Source organism: Micromonospora sp. DT178, from assembly GCF_049841695.1.
Lineage (GTDB): Bacteria > Actinomycetota > Actinomycetes > Mycobacteriales > Micromonosporaceae > Micromonospora.
In genome coordinates this window covers 369,551-386,612 of sequence record NZ_JBNCKV010000005.1, presented here as the reverse complement: position 1 = coordinate 386,612, position 17,062 = coordinate 369,551, and the positions used below count along the sequence as shown (strand labels likewise).

Annotated in this window: 13 protein-coding genes; 6 read left to right on the top strand and 7 right to left on the bottom strand. The window is 74.7% G+C overall.

What is annotated here, in order from left to right; all coding sequences use genetic code 11:
* Positions 1 to 58 precede the first annotated feature (58 nt).
* Both ACLQ22_RS12660 and ACLQ22_RS12655 read right to left on the bottom strand, forming a co-directional pair.
* Complete coding sequence (locus ACLQ22_RS12660) at positions 59 to 985, bottom strand: type IV toxin-antitoxin system AbiEi family antitoxin domain-containing protein (protein ID WP_425692423.1); 927 nt, start codon at positions 983 to 985, stop codon at positions 59 to 61.
* A 192-nt stretch (positions 986 to 1,177) separates the two neighbouring features.
* Entirely contained in the window at positions 1,178 to 2,467 is a 1,290-nt protein-coding gene (locus tag ACLQ22_RS12655) for an adenylosuccinate synthase (protein ID WP_121397255.1), read from the bottom strand.
* Between the two features lie 122 nt (positions 2,468 to 2,589).
* On the opposite strand from ACLQ22_RS12655, the gene ACLQ22_RS12650 reads away from it, so the two are divergent.
* Positions 2,590 to 3,645 (top strand): hypothetical protein, encoded by a 1,056-nt coding sequence (locus ACLQ22_RS12650; RefSeq protein ID WP_425692422.1) that lies wholly within the window; start codon positions 2,590 to 2,592, stop codon positions 3,643 to 3,645.
* A gap of 1,786 nt (positions 3,646 to 5,431) precedes the next feature.
* A complete protein-coding gene (locus tag ACLQ22_RS12645; RefSeq protein WP_425692421.1) occupies positions 5,432 to 6,859 on the top strand; it encodes a chromosome partitioning protein in 1,428 nt (475 codons plus the stop codon).
* A 136-nt stretch (positions 6,860 to 6,995) separates the two neighbouring features.
* Here ACLQ22_RS12645 and ACLQ22_RS12640 read toward each other — a convergent pair whose 3' ends face one another.
* Positions 6,996 to 7,424 carry a DUF3151 domain-containing protein gene (locus tag ACLQ22_RS12640; protein ID WP_121397257.1) on the bottom strand — a complete coding sequence of 143 codons (429 nt, stop codon included), beginning with the start codon at positions 7,422 to 7,424 and terminating at the stop codon, positions 6,996 to 6,998.
* A 346-nt stretch (positions 7,425 to 7,770) separates the two neighbouring features.
* Here ACLQ22_RS12640 and ACLQ22_RS12635 point away from each other — a divergent pair, with 346 nt between their 5' ends.
* On the top strand, positions 7,771 to 9,027 hold the full coding sequence (locus tag ACLQ22_RS12635) for an LOG family protein (protein WP_425692420.1): 1,257 nt from the start codon (positions 7,771 to 7,773) through the stop codon (positions 9,025 to 9,027).
* Between the two features lie 68 nt (positions 9,028 to 9,095).
* On the opposite strand, the gene fbaA is transcribed toward ACLQ22_RS12635, so the two are convergent.
* Together fbaA and ACLQ22_RS12625 are read right to left on the bottom strand one after the other, a co-directional pair.
* On the bottom strand, positions 9,096 to 10,121 hold the full coding sequence (gene fbaA, locus ACLQ22_RS12630) for a class II fructose-bisphosphate aldolase (RefSeq protein ID WP_357869893.1): 1,026 nt from the start codon (positions 10,119 to 10,121) through the stop codon (positions 9,096 to 9,098).
* Between the two features lie 150 nt (positions 10,122 to 10,271).
* Positions 10,272 to 10,655: a phage holin family protein gene (locus tag ACLQ22_RS12625; protein ID WP_425692419.1), complete on the bottom strand. Its 384-nt coding sequence runs from the start codon at positions 10,653 to 10,655 to the stop codon at positions 10,272 to 10,274.
* A gap of 128 nt (positions 10,656 to 10,783) precedes the next feature.
* On the opposite strand from ACLQ22_RS12625, the gene ACLQ22_RS12620 reads away from it, so the two are divergent.
* The gene (locus ACLQ22_RS12620) at positions 10,784 to 10,996 is read left to right on the top strand and encodes a hypothetical protein (RefSeq protein ID WP_121397261.1); all 213 of its coding nucleotides are present in this window, start codon (positions 10,784 to 10,786) and stop codon (positions 10,994 to 10,996) included.
* A gap of 53 nt (positions 10,997 to 11,049) precedes the next feature.
* On the opposite strand, the gene ACLQ22_RS12615 is transcribed toward ACLQ22_RS12620, so the two are convergent.
* Both ACLQ22_RS12615 and ACLQ22_RS12610 read right to left on the bottom strand, forming a co-directional pair.
* A complete protein-coding gene (locus ACLQ22_RS12615) occupies positions 11,050 to 12,111 on the bottom strand; it encodes an LCP family protein (RefSeq protein WP_425692418.1) in 1,062 nt (353 codons plus the stop codon).
* Positions 12,108 to 12,593, bottom strand: coding sequence for a SigE family RNA polymerase sigma factor (locus ACLQ22_RS12610; protein ID WP_121397263.1), 486 nt, complete (start codon positions 12,591 to 12,593; stop codon positions 12,108 to 12,110). Before ACLQ22_RS12610 ends, ACLQ22_RS12615 begins: the two co-directional genes overlap by 4 nt.
* Positions 12,594 to 13,035: 442 nt before the next feature.
* On the opposite strand from ACLQ22_RS12610, the gene ACLQ22_RS12605 reads away from it, so the two are divergent.
* Together ACLQ22_RS12605 and ACLQ22_RS12600 are read left to right on the top strand one after the other, a co-directional pair.
* Positions 13,036 to 14,514: a 3' terminal RNA ribose 2'-O-methyltransferase Hen1 gene (locus ACLQ22_RS12605; RefSeq protein WP_425692417.1), complete on the top strand. Its 1,479-nt coding sequence runs from the start codon at positions 13,036 to 13,038 to the stop codon at positions 14,512 to 14,514.
* Complete coding sequence (locus tag ACLQ22_RS12600; RefSeq protein ID WP_425692416.1) at positions 14,511 to 17,036, top strand: polynucleotide kinase-phosphatase; 2,526 nt, start codon at positions 14,511 to 14,513, stop codon at positions 17,034 to 17,036. The genes ACLQ22_RS12605 and ACLQ22_RS12600 overlap by 4 nt, the downstream gene beginning before the upstream one ends.
* The last annotated feature ends 26 nt before the right edge of the window (positions 17,037 to 17,062 follow it).

Sequence of the window (17,062 nt, the reverse complement as noted above, 5' to 3'; positions counted from 1 at the left end):
CCGTTGATCAAGAAGTTCGCGTCCCATTTTCGGCCCGGGACGGGTCAGAACCTCTTGATCAACCATCCGGGCTGGAGCGGAGCGCTGCCTTGACCGTGTGGGGGATGTAGTCGGGGCGCAATGTGTCGGCCCAGGTGAAGCGGAGGATCCGCCAGCCGGCGTTGACCAGCCGGTTCTGCCGCGTACGGTCCTCGAAGACCGCCTGGGGCGCGCGATGGGGTGCCTGCCCGTCCGCCTCGGCGATCACCCGCGCCGCTCGCCAGCCGAGGTCGCCGACGCCGAGCAGGCAACCGTCCCGGTCACGGACCTCCAACTGGAGCACGTCGGGCGGCACGCCACCGTCGACACACCGCAGCCTGGCGCGGGTCTCCAGCGGGGACTGCGCCCGCCCGTCCGTCTCCGCGAGGTGACGCCGGGCCGCGACGGCTCCCCTACGGCCCACGAGAAGGGCCGGGATCCGGGCCACGTCGGACTCGGTGACGACCTGCCGGTTCAGCGCGGAGTCGAGTACGCACACCGCCGAGTAGCGGTCCACCCGGAGGATGACGTCGGCGACCGTCCGCAGCGGGGTGGTCACGGGCATCCCGGCGACCACACCGACGCTGTCCGGATCGATGGTGAGCTGGTGCACCACGACATCAGGGTCGGTGAGCCGCTGCGGTCGTGGCCGGCCTGCCGGCAGCGACACGTGGATGGCGGATGCCGGACGGAGCCCGGCGATCCGATGCAGCTCGGCTGCGGTGTCGAGAACGACGACCGAGCCCGGCCCCAGGCTCGTGGCAACGGCCCGGATGCGGGCTCTACGCAGCGCGGCAGGGCTCAACTCGGGGGCCGGCACGAAGCAACCCCTCGCCACCCGGATCCAACGGCCCGAGCGGCACAGGTACCGGATCTGGCTCCGACTGAAGCCGGCGGACAGGGCCTGTGCGGCCGTCACCACCCCATTCTGGCGGCCAGCGATGCGGCGGAGGACATCGACACTCACCCCACCACGATGACGATGGGCCCGCGCCTCGCACCGCCCCTGTGGACAACCCCGCCCTCCCTGTGGATAACCCGATCTCCGTGTGGACCTCGACGCCACGCTCGTCTGATCAAGAAGTTTGCGTCCGGATCCGGGCCGGGTCAGGACGCAAACTTCTTGATCACCGCGCAGGGTCCCGGGGTGGGGGTGGGGTTAGGGGAGGAGGGGGTGGCGGAGGACGTTTTCTTCGCGGCCCGGGCCTACGCCGACGACGCTGACGCGGGTGCCGCAGAGTTCCTCGATGCGGGCGATGTAGCGGCGGGCGTTCTCCGGGAGCTCGTCCTCGGTCCTCGCCTTGGTGATGTCCTCCCACCAGCCGTCGAGCTCCTCGTAGATCGGAGTCGCGTGGTGGAAGTCGGTCTGGGTCATCGGCATGTCGTCGAAGCGCTCGCCGTTGATCTCGTACCCGACGCAGATCGGCACCTTCGGCAGGCCGGTGAGCACGTCCAGCTTGGTGACCACCAGGTCGGTGACGCCGTTGAGGCGGCAGGCGTACCGGGCGACGACGGCGTCGAACCAGCCGCAGCGCCGCTCCCGGCCGGTGGTGGTGCCGTACTCGTGGCCGATCTTGCGCAGGTGCTGCCCGTTGTCGTCGAAGAGCTCCGTCGGGAACGGCCCGGAGCCGACCCGCGTGGTGTACGCCTTGCTGACCGCGATCACCTTGCTGATCGCCGTCGGCGGGATGCCGGCGCCCACGCAGGCCCCGCCGGCCGTCGGGTTCGACGAGGTCACGAAGGGGTACGTGCCGTGGTCCATGTCGAGCATGGTGGCCTGGGCACCCTCCAGCAGGACCGTCTCGCCGCGGTCCAGCGCGTCCCAGAGCATGACCCGGGTCTCGGCGATGTACGGCTTGAGCCGCTCCGCGTACCGCAGGTATTCCTCGACGGTCTCTTCGACGTCGATCGCCTTGCGGTTGTAGATCTTGAACAGGAGCTGGTTCTTCTCGCGCAGCGCCAGTTCCAGCTTCTTGCGCAGGATGCCCGGGTCGAGCAGGTCCTGCAGCCGGATGCCCATCCGGGCGACCTTGTCCCCGTACGCGGGGCCGATGCCCCGGCCGGTGGTGCCGATGCGGGAGCTGCCGAGGTAGCGCTCGACGACCCGGTCGAGGGCCCGGTGGTGCGGCATGATCAGGTGCGCGTCGCCGGAGATCCGCAGGCGGCTGACGTCGACCCCGCGCTCGGCGAGCCCGTCGATCTCGGCCAGCAGCACCTTCGGGTCGACCACCACGCCGTTGCCGATGACGATCATCGCGCTCGGGGAGAGCGCCCCTGACGGCATCAGGTGCAGCGCGTACTTCTGGCCGTCCGGCGTGATCACCGTGTGGCCGGCGTTGTTGCCGCCGGAGTAGCGCACGACGTAGTCGACCCGCCCACCCAGCAGGTCGGTAACCTTGCCCTTGCCCTCGTCGCCCCACTGGGCACCGAGGAGCACGATCGCTGGCATCTCTTCGCCTCCAGAAGGCTCGGGTGCCAGGTGGCGACCGGTCAGCGAGCCCGGGGTGTCAGGCTAACAAGTAGTGGCGGCGCGGCCGGCAGGGGTCGCGTCGGGAGGCAGGAGGCCTTTCCGTGTACGACGTGGTGCTGCTCACCCTCGGCTCGGAGCGCGACGCGCCCGGCGGGGCCTGCGGCAGCGGCGGCTGCTGCGGCGCGGCGCCTCAGGACGGGGCCGGCCCGACCGACAGCGCGACCGGCGGCACGACGGCCGACGTCTGCGCCCCCGCCGACGGCGCGACGGCCGACGGGCGCTGCGACACCCCGCGGGTGCCGGTGCTGGCCTGCGCGGAGGCGCTCACCGCCCGGGGTGCCCGGGTCGAGACGGTCACCGCCCGCTCCGACGCCGAGATCGACGAGGTGCTGGCCCGGTTCGACGGCCCACCCCGCCCGGACGGCCTCACCTGGCCCGATCCGGACACCAAGGCCCGGCTCGTGGTCGCCTCGGCCAGTGACGCCCAGTTGCGCGCCGTCGTGCGCCGGCTCGTCCGGCGGTACGCCCCACCGCCCAGCCGCCGCCCCGACGACCTGCCCGGCAACCGGACGGTGCCGGACCTGCCGCCGATCGGCGTACTCCCGCTCGATCCGGCGCGGAGCACGACGCACCGTGACCTGGCGGCGCAGCTCGGGCTGCCCCGCGACCCGGCGGCGGTGGCCGCCGCGGTGCTGGACGGCAGGCCCCGCCGGCTGGACCTGCTGCGCAACGACGGCGGCTCGGTGACCCTGGACGGCGCGCTCCTCGGCGCCGCCGACGACAGCGGCCGGCCGCTGCACTGGCGCGGTCGGGTGGAGGTGGACGACGCCGTGCTCTCGAACGGCGACGATCCGCTGCTGGCCTGCGCGATCGGCAACGCGGGCGGATACGCCCGGCTCGACGACGTGGCCCTGCTCGGCGACCCGGACCCGACGGACGGGCTGGTCGAGGTGGCGGTCGCCGTTCCCGTGGTGACCCGCTCGGCGTTGGGCAGGAAGCGGGTGCGGCTGGAGGTACGACGCGCCCGGGGGCGGGCCGTGGCCGTGCTGCCCCGCGAGGGGAAGGTCCCGTTCCTCGACGACGGGGCCGAGGGTGAGCTGAGCCGGAAGCGGTCCTGGTGGACCGAACCAGGCGCCTGGGCGGTCTGGGCGAGCTGACCTCGGCGTCCCCGACGCGACCGACGCGGCCGGCCCGCGACGGCCGACCCGGCGCGGCCACTGGGCCTATCCTCGGCAGGAGGAATGGGGAGGAACCGTGGTGGACGAGAACGTCGACCGGGTCCACGTGCCCGGCCAGCAGCCGATTCCGGAGCGGGACATCGAACCACTCTGGCCGCCGGAGCAGATCGACGGCACCGACACGCCGCCCTGGGCGTCTACCGCCGCGCCCCCGTCCGCCGTCCCGCCCCAGGGCCGGCCGGGTCACCCGCCCTCGCCGGCCGACTACCCGTCCCTGAACGGCGGGGTGCCGCTCCCCGGCACGGGAGCGACCGCCGCGCAGGGCGCGAACACCGGCTGGTCGCCCCCACCGCCCGCAGTCCCGGGCCATCCGCCGGCCGCAGTCCCGGGGCCTCCACCGGCCGTGGCCCCGGGGCCTCCGCCCGCCGTGGCCCCCGGGCCTCCGCCCGCCGCAGCCTCGGGCCACCCGCCGACCGCGGCCCCGGGCCACCCACCGACCTGGGCCTCCGCCCATCCAGCGGTCGGGGCCTCGGGCCCTCCATCGGCCCCGGCGCCGGGATGGGGGCCGGACGCCTCGGCCTGGGCACCGCCGACACCCGCCGCGCAGGCCCCACCGGCCACCCCGAACGCCCCGAACGCCCCCACGGGCCCGACGGTGCCGCAGGGCCCGATACCAAGCCCGATCCCGAGCCCGGGCCTTGGCGCGGCCGGCCCACCCGCCCCCGGCCCTGCCGGCGACCGCACGACAGTCGGGATGGGCGGAGGTTCGTCGGTGGCAGCCGAAGGCGGCGTGCCCGCTCCCCGGGCTCCGCAGACCGGTCCCGCCCGGGTAGACCTCGACATGCCCTTCAGCCTCGACCAGCCGGCCCTACCCGTCCCGGTGACGTCCCCGCGCCCCTTGGCCACCGCCCGGACCGGCGCCGGTCCGGGCGAGCCGGCCCTGGGATTCGCCGGGCGGCAGGACGGTGCCTCGCCGTCCGCCGCGGCCGACGCCTCCCCGGGCAACCCGCCGTCCCACGACACCGCGCCCGGCCCCGGCGGATTTACCGGGGCCGACGGCCCGCACCGGACCGGCGACGCCCCGACGCACGGCACCGCGCCCGACCCTGGCGGATCCGCCGGGGCCGACGGCCCGCACCGGGCCGGCGACGCCCCGGCGGGCGGCAGGCCGGCGACGGGCGGGGACGAGACCGGGGACCCGGCGAACGGCGGCCCGACGATCGGGAGTGCCGGCCCGACGGATGGCGGTTCGGGCGGGACGACGAATGGCAGTGCCGGCGAACCGACGGGTGGCAGTGCCAGCGAACTGACGAGTGACAGCGCCGGCGGCCCGACGAGTGGCCGTGCCAGCGACCCCGCGAACGGGGGTGCTGGCGGCTCCGCGAACGGGGGTGCTGGTGGCCTGGCGACCAGCGGCGGCGTGGCGACCAGCGGCGGCCCGGTCAACGGCGGCGGGGCGCGGATGCCGACTGAGTCGCCGTGGGCGCAGCCGCCGCAGCGACCCGCCACGGCGTCGGCCGAGCCCGGACCGGTGTCCGGCGCGACCGGTCCCGCGCCCACACACCAGGGCGCCGCGCTCCGACAGGCCCTCCACCACCAGCAACCGGCCCAGCCGGGCCCGGTCGACCAGGGCATCCCCCCGCAGGGTCCGGCCGACCAGGGCCCGCTCCGGCAGGGTCCGGCCGACCAGCGCCCGCTCCGGCAGGGCCCGCTTCAGGCGGGTGCGCCCCATGTCCCGTTCCCGCACGATTCGGCGGGGCAGGGCGTGCCAATCGGGCCCGCGCCGGGCCCCGGGCCCGACCCGGCGACGTCACAGCAGGACTTCGATGTCGACCCGACGGTGCCGCAGCAGGGCCTTGGACCCGACCCGGCGGCGTCACAGCAGGGACTCGGGTCCGACCCGACGGCGTCGCAGCAGGGCCTCGGACCCGACCCGGCGGCGACGCAGCAGGGCGTCGGGTCCGACCCGGCGGCGACGCAGCAGTCCGCGCCGCCCGGGCCCTACGCGCCGCAGCAGGCCGGGCCGTACCCACAGCAACAGGCCGGGCCGTACCCGCAGCAGCAGGCCGGGCCGCCGGGGCCGTACCCGCCGCAGCAGGGCGGCCCGACGCCGCCCGGTCCGTACCCGCCCGGGTGGCATCCGCCGCCCTGGCAGCAGGCCGCCCCGGGCGGTCACGCCCCGGCTCCGCAGCAGGCGTACCAGCCGGCCGAGGGGGTCACGGCGGTGCCGCCGGCACAGCCCGACGCGAACTGGCACCCGGCGATCACCGACCCGCCGACGGCCGAGGACTTCGCACGCCGCCGGCAGGTCCGGCCCGCCGACCCGGTGGCCACGATGGGCGTACGGGCGGTGGCCAACCGGATGGGGCTGCGGCTGCCGCCGGGGCGGCACGAGCAGGAGCTGCGGCGGGACATCGAGACCGTACGCCGCAACTTCGGCGGGCTGCGCCAGGTGACCGTGGTGAACCCGAAGGGCGGTGCCGGCAAGACGGTGGCCATCCTGCTGCTGGCGATGACGTTCGGCCAGAAGCGCGGCGGCTACGTGCTGGCCTGGGACAACAACGAGACCCAGGGCACCCTCGGGATGCGCGCCCAGCAGGACTTCCACTCCCGTACGGTGCGGGACATGCTGCGCGACCTGGGCCAGTTCCAGGGCGCGCACGGGCGGGTGGGCGACCTGTCGCAGTACGTCCGCTCGCAGGGCGAGGGGATGTTCGACGTCCTCGCCTCGGACGAGTCGGCCACGGGTGGCGAGATGCTCACCGCCGCCGCGTTCGCCGAGATCCGCGAGGTGGTCAGCCGGTTCTACAAGCTGATCTTCGTGGACACGGGCAACAACGTCCGGGCCCAGAACTGGCAGGCCGCGATGGACGCCACCGACCAGTTGGTGGTCACCATGTCGGCCCGCAACGACTCGGCGGAGACGGCCGCCCGGATGCTGGACCACCTGGAGCAGAGCGGCCGGCAGCGGTTGGTCCGGCAGGCGGTCACCGTGGTCTCCATGCCGCCGTCGCGCAAGGAGATCGACCTGCCGGCGATCCAGGAGCACTTCGCGGCCCGCACCCGGGCGGTGCTGCTCGCGCCGTACGAGCGCCTCATCGACACCGGCGAGCCGATCCGGTACGGAGGGCTCTCCGCGGCCACCCGGGACGCCTGGCTGAAGATCGCCGCCGCCGTCGCGGAGGGGTTGTAGGAAGTCGCCGGTCTGCCCTGGTGACGCCGCCCGGCGTCCCGGCGGCGTCGCCAGGTGGACGACGTGCCGGGACCGCCGGGCACCGGACGAGCCGACGGCCGGGCGGGACTGAGCCGCGCCGGCCGTCGGCCCGACGTCAGTTGCTCGCCAGCGCGTCCGCGGCGGCCGGGTCGCAGTCGCGGAGGAACTGGGCGCAGCGGGCCGCCTCGTCCGACTCGCCGATCTCGTCGGCGGCCCGGGACAGCACGTAGAGGCAGCGCAGGAAGCCCTGGTTCGGCTCGTGCGACCACGGCACCGGACCGAATCCCTTCCAGCCGCTGCGGCGCAGCTGGTCCAGGCCCCGGTGGTAGCCGGTGCGCGCGTAGGCGTACGCCGGGATGACCTGGCCCGCGGCGAGAGCCCGCGCGGCCAGCGCACCCCAGCCGGCGCTGTAGGTCGGGAAGCGCGCCGCCACCTCGGCGTGCGCCTCGTCGCTGCCGGCCTGCTCGGCGGCGGCCAGGGCGGCGTCGGCCTCGTCGTGCGCGGGGAGAAGGGTGGCCGGTGGTTCCGGCAACAGGTTCTGCATCGCCCCATTCAACCCGCTTCGCCCCGGGGCGCGCGAGGGGGTTGGGCGAGCCGACTGGCTGAACGGCTGAGGAGTTGGTCACGCCTGCGGCCCATGCCCCGGGCCGAGGCTTTCGACTACAACTATTGGTCCGGAGCCTCCCCAGGACCCGGTACCGCGGAAGCCCGGTGGTCACGGCCGCCGGGCTCCCGTCGGTCCAGCGCAGGTCGGGCGACGCGCAGGCCGGGGTCCGACGCGGACCGGGGTCCGGTGACGCGCAGGTCGGGCGGCCTTCAGCGGCGGGATCGCCGGGGTGCGGAGGTTTCCCAGGTTTGGCCGGTTGACCCGGCGGGGCAGGATGGCCAGGGTGCCGACCCCACCTCCCGCGGACGTCATCGAGCCGCACACCTGCACCGACGAGATCGAGACCCGCGCCGAGTTCGACAGGCGGCTGACCACCGGCAGCCTCGTCGGGCTGACCGTGCAGGGGCTGCGGCTCGACCTCGGCCCCATCCCCGACCTCACCGCCGTCGAGGTGACCGGCACCCTCTTCGTGGGGTGCCGCTTCGCCTCCCGGGAGGTCGGCGCCGACCTGGTCCGGCGCGGCGCCAACGTGGTGCCGCCGTTCTCCGGGCTGCCCTACCCGACCCAGCCGTCCCACCTCTACACGCCGGAGGAGCTGGCCGCCGGCTTCGAAGAGGGCGGGTTCGCCGGGATGTACGACACCCGGGTCTACGAGCACTTCCGGGCGCACGGCGGGGCGCTGCCGGACGTCCGGGAGGCGCTCGGTCAGCGGCTGCACGACCACGGCGTGGACAACGCGCTGGCCGACGCCACCCGCGCCTGGCTGGCCACCCACGGGCCGCAGTCGGTGGTCGGCATCATGGGCGGGCACGCGGTGCCGCGCGGCAGTGCGCCGTACCGGATGGCGGCGGTGCTGGGCTGGGAGCTGGCCCGGGCCGACCGGCTGGTGGTGACCGGCGGCGGCCCCGGGGTGATGGAGGCCGCCAACCTCGGCGCCTACCTCGCGCTGCGGCCGATCGAGGATCTGGACGCCGCGATCGACCTGCTCGCCGAGGTGCCGGACTTCACCGACCACGACCGCTACACGGCGGCGGCGCTGCGGGTCCGGGAGCGCTACGGCCAGCCGGTGGTGCCGCCCCGGCCCCGGGCCGCCGATCCCGGCAGCGTGTCCCGCGCCGACTCGGCGAAGCTGGCGGGCGGCGACGTGGACTGGGCGCGCGCGGGCGGGCTGGCCATCCCGACCTGGCTGTACGGGCACGAGCCGGCGAACCTGTTCGCCGGCCGGATCGCCAAGTACTTCTCCAACGCCATCCGCGAGGACACCATCCTGCGGCTGGCCCGGGGTGGGATCGTCTTCGCCCCGGGGCGGGCGGGCACGGTGCAGGAGGTGTTCCAGGCCGCCACCAAGACCTACTACTGCACCGACGGGGCCAGCGGCGCGTACGTCTTCCTGGACCGCGCGTACTGGACGCACGAGCTTCCGGTGGAGTCGCTGCTGCGGCCGCTGCTGGCCGCCTCGCCGTACGGCGACGTGTCGTCCTCGGTGCACCTCACCGACGACGTCCACGAGGCCGTCCGGGTGCTCACCGCGACGCCCTGACGGCTGCGGACACGGCGACGGCCGGCCCCCGGGTGGGGAGCCGGCCGTCGGCGGTACGCGTCAGCGTGTCACTTGGCCAGCGTGGTGCCGGTCGAGCGCAGGTGCTCGCAGGCCTCCGCCACGCGGGCGGCCATGCCGGCCTCGGCGGCCTTGCCCCAGACCCGCGGGTCGTACAGCTTCTTGCTGCCGACCTCGCCGTCCACCTTGAGCACGCCGTCGTAGTTGCGGAACATGTGGTCCGCGACCGGCCGGGTGAAGGTGTACTGGGTGTCGGTGTCGATGTTCATCTTCACCACGCCGTAGTCCAGCGCCTCGCGGATCTCCGACAGCAGCGAGCCGGACCCGCCGTGGAAGACCAGGCTGAGCGGCTTCTCCTTGCCGTACTTGGCGCCGACCGCCTCCTGGATCTGGTTGAGGATCTCGGGACGGAGCTTGACGTTGCCCGGCTTGTAGACGCCGTGCACGTTGCCGAAGGTCAGCGCCGCCATGTAGCGGCCCTTCTCGCCCAGGCCGAGCGCCTCCACCATGGCCAGGCCGTCCTCGACCGTGGTGTAGAGCTTGTCGTTGATGGCGTTCTCGACGCCGTCCTCCTCGCCGCCGACCACGCCGACCTCGATCTCAAGGACGATCTTGGCCTCGGCGGCCCGGTCGAGCAGCTCGGCCGCGATCTCCAGGTTCTCCGCCACGGGCACGGCCGAGCCGTCCCACATGTGCGACTGGAACAGCGGCTCCTGGCCGGCGGCCACCCGCTCCTTGGAGATCCGCATGAGCGGCCGGACGAACTTGTCCAGCTTCTCCTGCGGGCAGTGGTCGGTGTGCAGGGCGATGTTGACCGGGTACTTCTTGGCGACCTCGTGCGCGTACGCGGCGAACGCCACCGCGCCGGTGACCATGTCCTTCACGGAGGAGCCGGAGAGGTACTCCGCGCCACCGGTCGAGACCTGGATGATGCCGTCGCTCTCCGCGTCGGCGAAGCCCTTCAGCGCCGCGTTCAGGGTCTGCGAGGACGTCACGTTGATCGCGGGGTACGCGTACCGGCCGGCCTTGGCGCGGTCCAGCATCTCCGCGTAGGTCTCGGGGGAAGCGATGGGCATGTCGAACGCTCCTTACTTACCGCTCTCGGCCGTCACCGGCCGCTGTTGTCCCTGGGTGCGCCGGACCGCGCTGTCCACCGTCGGCAGTATCCCGTAGAAGGCCTGGGCCGGCACAACCGACCCGGTACGCGCCCGGTTCCTGGCACCGCCTCACCGCCCCTCCCACCTGTCGGGCACGACGACGCTGATCAACCAGGTCGCCACGGCCATCACGATGGCGCCCCAGAACGCGGCCCAGAAACCGTCCACGTGGAACGGCAGGTCCAGCGCCCGGGCGATCCGGTCGGTCAGCAGGAACAGCAGGGCGTTGACCACCAGCGCGAACAGACCGAGGGTGAGCAGGTAGAAGACGCAGCCGAACACCTTGATCAGCGGCTTGAGCACCGCGTTCACCACGCCGAAGATCAGGGCCACGACGACGAGCGTGACAGCGGTGGTGGTGCCGGAGCGGCCGCTCACCTCCACCCCGGGCACGATCAGCGTGGTGATCCACAGCGCGACGGCGGTGATCGCCAACCGGATCAGGAAGCCCACCGTCCCATCCTGGCACCGGGGGCGGCGGCCGGTGGGGCGATTCGGTCGACTCGGCTTCCGAGCGGCGGGCGGGCGCAGCCCGTACGGTGTGTGGGGAACTGTCCGCTGAGATCCCGGGAGGGACTGATATGGGTCAGCCCGAAGAGGACTTCGCACCCAGCGACCACCTCAGCCCCGAGGAACGCGACATGGAGGCGGAGCCGGCCGACGCGGTCGAGCAGGCCGCCGCGATCGACCCCGGCGACGCCGACACCGAGCCGCGCCGTGGCCTGGAGGTCGACGACTGGGACGCGATGGAGCAGGCGCGGGTGGTCGGTGCCGACGAGGAGGACTACCGCTGAGCCGCACGCGGGCCGGCCGCCACCGGACGATGCGGTGGTGGCCGGCCCGCGTGTCAGCGGGTGCGGTTGACCTGATCCGGATGCTGCGCCACCCACTGCGCCAACCGGTCCTCCCGCAACGCCGCGAGGAACGCGGGCGCTTCCGCCGGGTCCGGTGACAGCCGCCAGCCGAGGTCGTCCGGCGGCCCGACCGGGAGACTGAGCCCGACCGGATCGACGGACCCCAGGTCCGGAAGCACCTTCAGCAGATCCACCAGTGACAGGTCCGCACCGCCGACGACCAGGTTCGCACCGACGATGTCGGCCAGGGCGAGGGTCCTGACCGGGTTGGTCAGCACGCCCTGCTCACCCGCCCGGCGGATCAGCCCGGCGGCGAAGAGCTGCGCGTGCCGGTCCCGGTCGAGCCCGCCCTCGGGCAGTCCCCGCCGCTGCCGCAGCAGGTCGACGGAGGAGGCGCCGTCGAGCCGCTGGCAGCCGCTCGGGAAGACCCGCTTCGTGTGGGTGGAGCGCACCTCGCGCGGCAGGCAGACCTCCACACCGTCGACCTCGTCGGTGAGCCGGCGCAGCACCGGGTAGGTGAGCACCGCGCCGGCGTCGACGCGTACGCCGGTCAGGTCGGTGACCACCCGGCGGGTCAGGTCGTAGCCGCGCCCCAGGTCGGGCCGGGGCTCGCCGGCGCCGTGCAGAAAGGCGGCGTTGAGCTTGTCGGTCCCGCGCCCGGGAATCGGCACCGCCAGGTCGCGGGGCAGCGAGATGAGGTACGGCCGGCTGCGGTCCCCCGGGATGTGCACCAGCAGGACGGAGTCCGCCAGCCGGTAAGGACGTTCCGCCGCACCGTCCACGCCGAGCAGCAGGATGTTCAGCGCGCCCGTCGGCGCCGGCCCGGCGGGCTCGGCGAGCAGGGTGGCGTCCTCGGCGACCCGGTCGGGCGCGAGCTGGGGTACCCCGATCCCGAGCACGCCGAGCAGGGCCAGCGCGGCGCCGCCGGCCCGCAGCCGCAGCCGGCGACGGCGACGGGCAGCCGCGAGCCGGTCGATGGCGGAGCGCAGCGGACCGGCGGGCGGGGTCAGGGCCTCGTGCCGGGCGAAGGCGGCACGCAGGTCGTCCTCGATCATGAGCAGGCCTCCACGTGTTCGGCGCGCAGCGTGGCCAGGGCGCGGGAGATGGACGAACGGACGGTCCCGACGGCACAGCCGAGGATGTCGGCGATCTCCGCGTCGGGCAGGTCCTCGTAGTAGCGCAGCACCAGCGTGGCCCGCTGCCGGCGCGGCAACCGGGACAGCCAGGACCAGACCTGGTCCCGGTCGACGGCGTGCTGGGCGTGGTCGACCCGCACCGGCACCGCGTCGTCGGGCTCGGCGCGCAGCAGCACCCGACGCACCCAGGAGCCGCGCCGCCAGTCGACGTACTGGTTGGTCAGCATCCGGCGGACGTAACGCTCGGGCGAGTCGGCACGGGCCACCCGACGCCAGTTGAGCTGGACCCGGACCATGGTGTCCTGCACCAGGTCCTGCGCCTGGTGCGGGTCGCCGGTCAGCATGACCGCGTACCGCAGCAGCGCGGCCAGCCGCGAGTCGGCGAACTCCTCGTACGTCACTGCACCTCCCGGGCTCCTGCTCCTGATGACGGAGGCGGGCGGGCGGAACGTTGCGGCGACTGGTCAGCCGTTCGGTCGATGTTTGCCCGCCGGGGGCCGACCGGGCAGCGGCGGTTCCTGATCCACCCGCGCCACCGGTGCCCCGTCGACCCCAGGCCGGCGGGGCACCGCCACATCCACACCCACCCCGACACCCACCCCGGGCCCCCACCCCGACAGCACCCGCCCCCACCCCAGACCCCACCCGGACCGCACGCGCCCCCACCCCGCGCCGGGACCGACACGACCGGACGAACCGGACCACGAAGGGTTTCCGGGGGAGCCCCGCCCGCGCAGGGATCAAGCCTGACGGCCCGGAGCGGGCGGGGCTCCCCCGGAAACCCCACCGCAAGCACCGGAAAACGGGACGACGCAAGATCGACGAGGCTGAGACCATGGGCGCGTGCTGCTCACCCTGACCACCACGCACCGGCCGGCGACCGACCTCGGGCACCTGCTGGTCAAGCACCCCGACCGCGCCCACTCCTTCGACGTGCCGGTCGGCACCGCGCACGTGTTCTACCCGGAGGCGGGCGAGCAGCGTTGCACCGCCGCCCTGCTGCTCGACGTCGACCCGCTGCGGCTGGCCGGCGTGCGGGGCAAGGACCGCGGCCGGCAGCAGGCCCCGACCCCCGACAGCTTCACCCTCGGGCGGTACGTCAACGACCGGCCCTACGCGGCGTCCAGCCTGCTCTCCTCCGCGCTGTCCAAGGTGTACCGCTCGGCCCTGCGCGGCGAGTCCCGCGAGCGCCCCGAGCTGGCCCGTACGCCGATCCCGCTGGAGGTGCGGGTGCCGGTGCTGCGCTGCCGGGGCGGCGCGGACGTGGCGGTCCGGATGTTCGGCCCGCTCGGCTGGACGGTGACCGCCGCCCCGATCCCGCTCGACGAGCGGCACCCGGAGTGGGGCGACAGCCGGTACGTCGACCTGACGCTGACCGGCACGCTGCGCGTCGCCGACGCGCTCAACCACCTCTACGTCCTGCTGCCGGTGCTGGACGACGCCAAGCACTACTGGGTCGCCCCGGACGAGGTGGACAAGCTGCTCCGGGCCGGCGAGGGCTGGCTGGCCGACCATCCGGAGCGCGACATGATCACCCGTCGCTACCTGGCGCACCGGCGGGCGCTGGCCGGGCTGGCCCTGGCCCGCCTGGCCGAGCGGCACCCGACCGACGAGCCGGCCGCCGACGGTACGACCGCCGACGAGGCGACCGGGGACGGCACGACCACGGACGGGGCGACCGGGGAGGGCGGGCAGGCCACGGCCCGCCGGGCGTCACTGGCCGCGCGCCGGCGGGAGGCGGTGCTCGGCGCGCTGGGCGGGGCGGGTGCGAGCCGGGTGCTGGATCTCGGCTGCGGCGGCGGTGCCCTGCTCGCCGCGCTGGTCGGCGACCGCCGGTTCACCGAGATCGTCGGCACCGACGTGTCCACGCACGCGCTGACCCTGGCCGCCCGGCGGCTGCGGTTGGACCGGCTGCCCGAGCGGCAGCGGGACCGGATCCGGCTCTGGCAGTCCGCGCTGACCTACCGGGACGACCGGCTGCGCGGGTACGACGCGGCGGTGCTGATGGAGGTGATCGAGCACGTCGATCCGCCCCGGCTGCCGGCGCTGGAGGACGCCGTGCTCGGGCACGCCCGGCCGGCCACCGTCGTGGTGACCACGCCGAACGCCGAGTACAACGTCCGCTACGAGGGGCTGCCCGCCGGGCGGTTCCGGCACGCCGACCACCGCTTCGAGTGGACCCGCGCGGAGTTCGCCGCCTGGGTCGACCGGGTGTCCACCACGTACGGCTACACCGCCGCGATCAGCGGGGTCGGCGACGACGATCCCGAGGTAGGCGCCCCCACCCAGCTCGTCGTGCTGACCCGGAAGGAGAACCCGTGACCACCCTCGACATCCCCGAGCTGGCCCTGGTCGCACTCGTCGGCGTCTCCGGCTCCGGCAAGTCCACCTTCGCCCGCCGGCACTTCGCGCCCAGCCAGGTGCTCTCCTCCGACATGTTCCGGGCGATGGTCGCCGACGACGAGAACGACCAGTCCGCGTCCGCCGACGCCTTCGACGCGCTGCACCACGTCGCCGCCACGCGGCTGCGCCGGGGCCGGCTCACGGTGGTCGACGCGACCAATCTCCAGCCGCACGCCCGGGCCGCCCTGGTGCGGGTGGCCCGCGAGCACGACGTGCTGCCGGTGGCCGTCGTGCTGGACGTGCCCGAGGCGCTGGCCTGGGAACGCACCGAGGGCCGCGCCGACCGCGCCTTCGGCCGGCAGGTGCTCGCCCGGATGCAGCGCGACCTGCGCCGGTCGTACAAGCTGCTGGCCCGGGAGGGCTTCCGCAAGGTGCACGTGCTGCGCGGCGTCGAGGAGATCGACGCCGCCGAGATCCGCTACGAGAAGCTCTTCAACGACCGGCGGGAGCTGACCGGGCCGTTCGACATCGTCGGCGACGTGCACGGCTGCCGCGCCGAGTTGGAGGCGCTGCTCGTCCGGCTCGGCTGGGAGCTGCGCCGCGACGAGCGGGGCCGGCCGGTGGACGCGACGCACCCGTCGGGGCGTACCGCCGTCTTCGTCGGTGACCTGGTGGACCGCGGCCCGGACTCCCCCGGCGTGCTCCGCCTGGTGATGGGCATGGTCGGCGCCGGGCACGCGATCTGCGTGCCCGGCAACCACGAGCAGAAGCTGCTGCGCCGGCTGCGCGGCCGCGAGGTGCGGCTCACCCACGGGCTGGCCGAGACGATGGAGCAGCTGGCGGCGGAGCCGGACGCCTTCGTGGCCGAGGTGGCGGGCTTCATCGACGGCCTGGTCAGCCACTTCGTGCTCGACGGCGGCCGGCTGGTGGTCGCGCACGCCGGGCTGAAGGAGGCCTACCAGGGCCGCGCGTCGGGCCGGGTGCGCTCGTTCGCGCTGTACGGCGAGACCACCGGCGAGACCGACGAGTACGGGTTGCCGGTGCGTTACCCGTGGGCGCGGGAGTACCGGGGTTCGGCGATGGTGGTCTACGGGCACACGCCGGCCGCCGTGCCGGAGTGGGTGAACAACACCATCTGCGTCGACACCGGCTGCGTCTTCGGCGGCCGGCTCACCGCGCTGCGCTACCCGGAGAAGGAGCTGGTCTCGGTGCCGGCGGAGCGGGAGTGGTACGCCCCGGTGCGCCCGCTGACCGCCGCCCCGGCCCGGCCCGACCAGGTGCTGGAGCTGACCGACGTGACCGGCCGGCGGCACGTCGAGCACGCGTACGGGTCGCTGACCGTGCCGGCGGAGAACGCGGCCGCCGCGCTGGAGGTGATGAGCCGCTTCGCGGTCGACCCGCGCTGGCTGGCCTGGCTGCCGCCGACGATGGCCCCCTGCTCGACGGCCACGGCGGGCGGCTTCCTGGAGCACCCGGCGCAGGCGTTCGCCGACTACCGCGCGGCGGGCGTGGACCGGGTGGTCTGCGAGGAGAAGCACATGGGCTCGCGGGCGGTGGTGCTGGTCTGCCGGGAGCCCGACGGCGGGCCCTTCGGCCCGGGCGGCGGGGTGGTGCACACCCGCACCGGCCGGCCGTTCTTCGGCGCGCCGCTCGACGCGGAACTGCTCGACCGGGTGCGCGCGGCAGTCGGCGGGGCGGGGCTCTGGGACGAGCTGGGGACCGACTGGCTGCTGCTCGACTGCGAGCTGCTGCCCTGGTCGGCAAAGGCGGGCGGCCTGATCCGCGAGCAGTACGCCGGCGTCGGCGCCGCCGGCCGGGCCGCGCTGCCGGCGGCGCTGGCCGCGCTGGAGGCGGCGGTCGGTCGGGGCCTGCCCGTCGACGGGCTGCGCGACCGGATGGCCCGCCGCCGCGACGAGATCCTGGCCTACTCGGACGCCTACCGGGCGTACGTGGGGCCGACCGACGGGCTGCGCGGGGTGACCCTGGCCCCGTTCGCGGTGCTGGCCGGCGCGAAGGCCAGCTACGCCGACCGGGACCACGCCTGGCACCTGGGGCTGGCCGACCGGCTCTGCGCCGCCGATCCGGAGTTCTTCACGCCGACCCGTCGCCAGGTCGTCGACCTGGCCGATCCGGCCGCCGAGGCGGCGGCCACCGAGTGGTGGTTGGCGCTGACGGCGGCCGGGGGCGAGGGCATGGTGGTGAAGCCGTACGCCGGCCCGGCCGCCCGCAGCGAGCGGGGTTCGCTGCTCCAGCCGGGCATCAAGTGCCGGGGGCGGGAGTACCTGCGGATCATCTACGGTCCGGGGTACGACGAGCCGGAGCAGCTCGCCGCGCTGCGCCGCCGGTCCCTGGGGCGCAAGCGCGGGCTGGCGCTGCGCGAGCACGCGCTGGGGCTGGCGGCGCTGGACGCGCTGGTCGCCGGCGCCCCGCTGTGGCGCCGGCACGAGCTGGTCTTCGCCATCCTGGCCTGCGAGTCCGAGCCGGTCGACCCCCGGCTGTGACAGCGGGTGCCGGGTGCCGGCAGCCG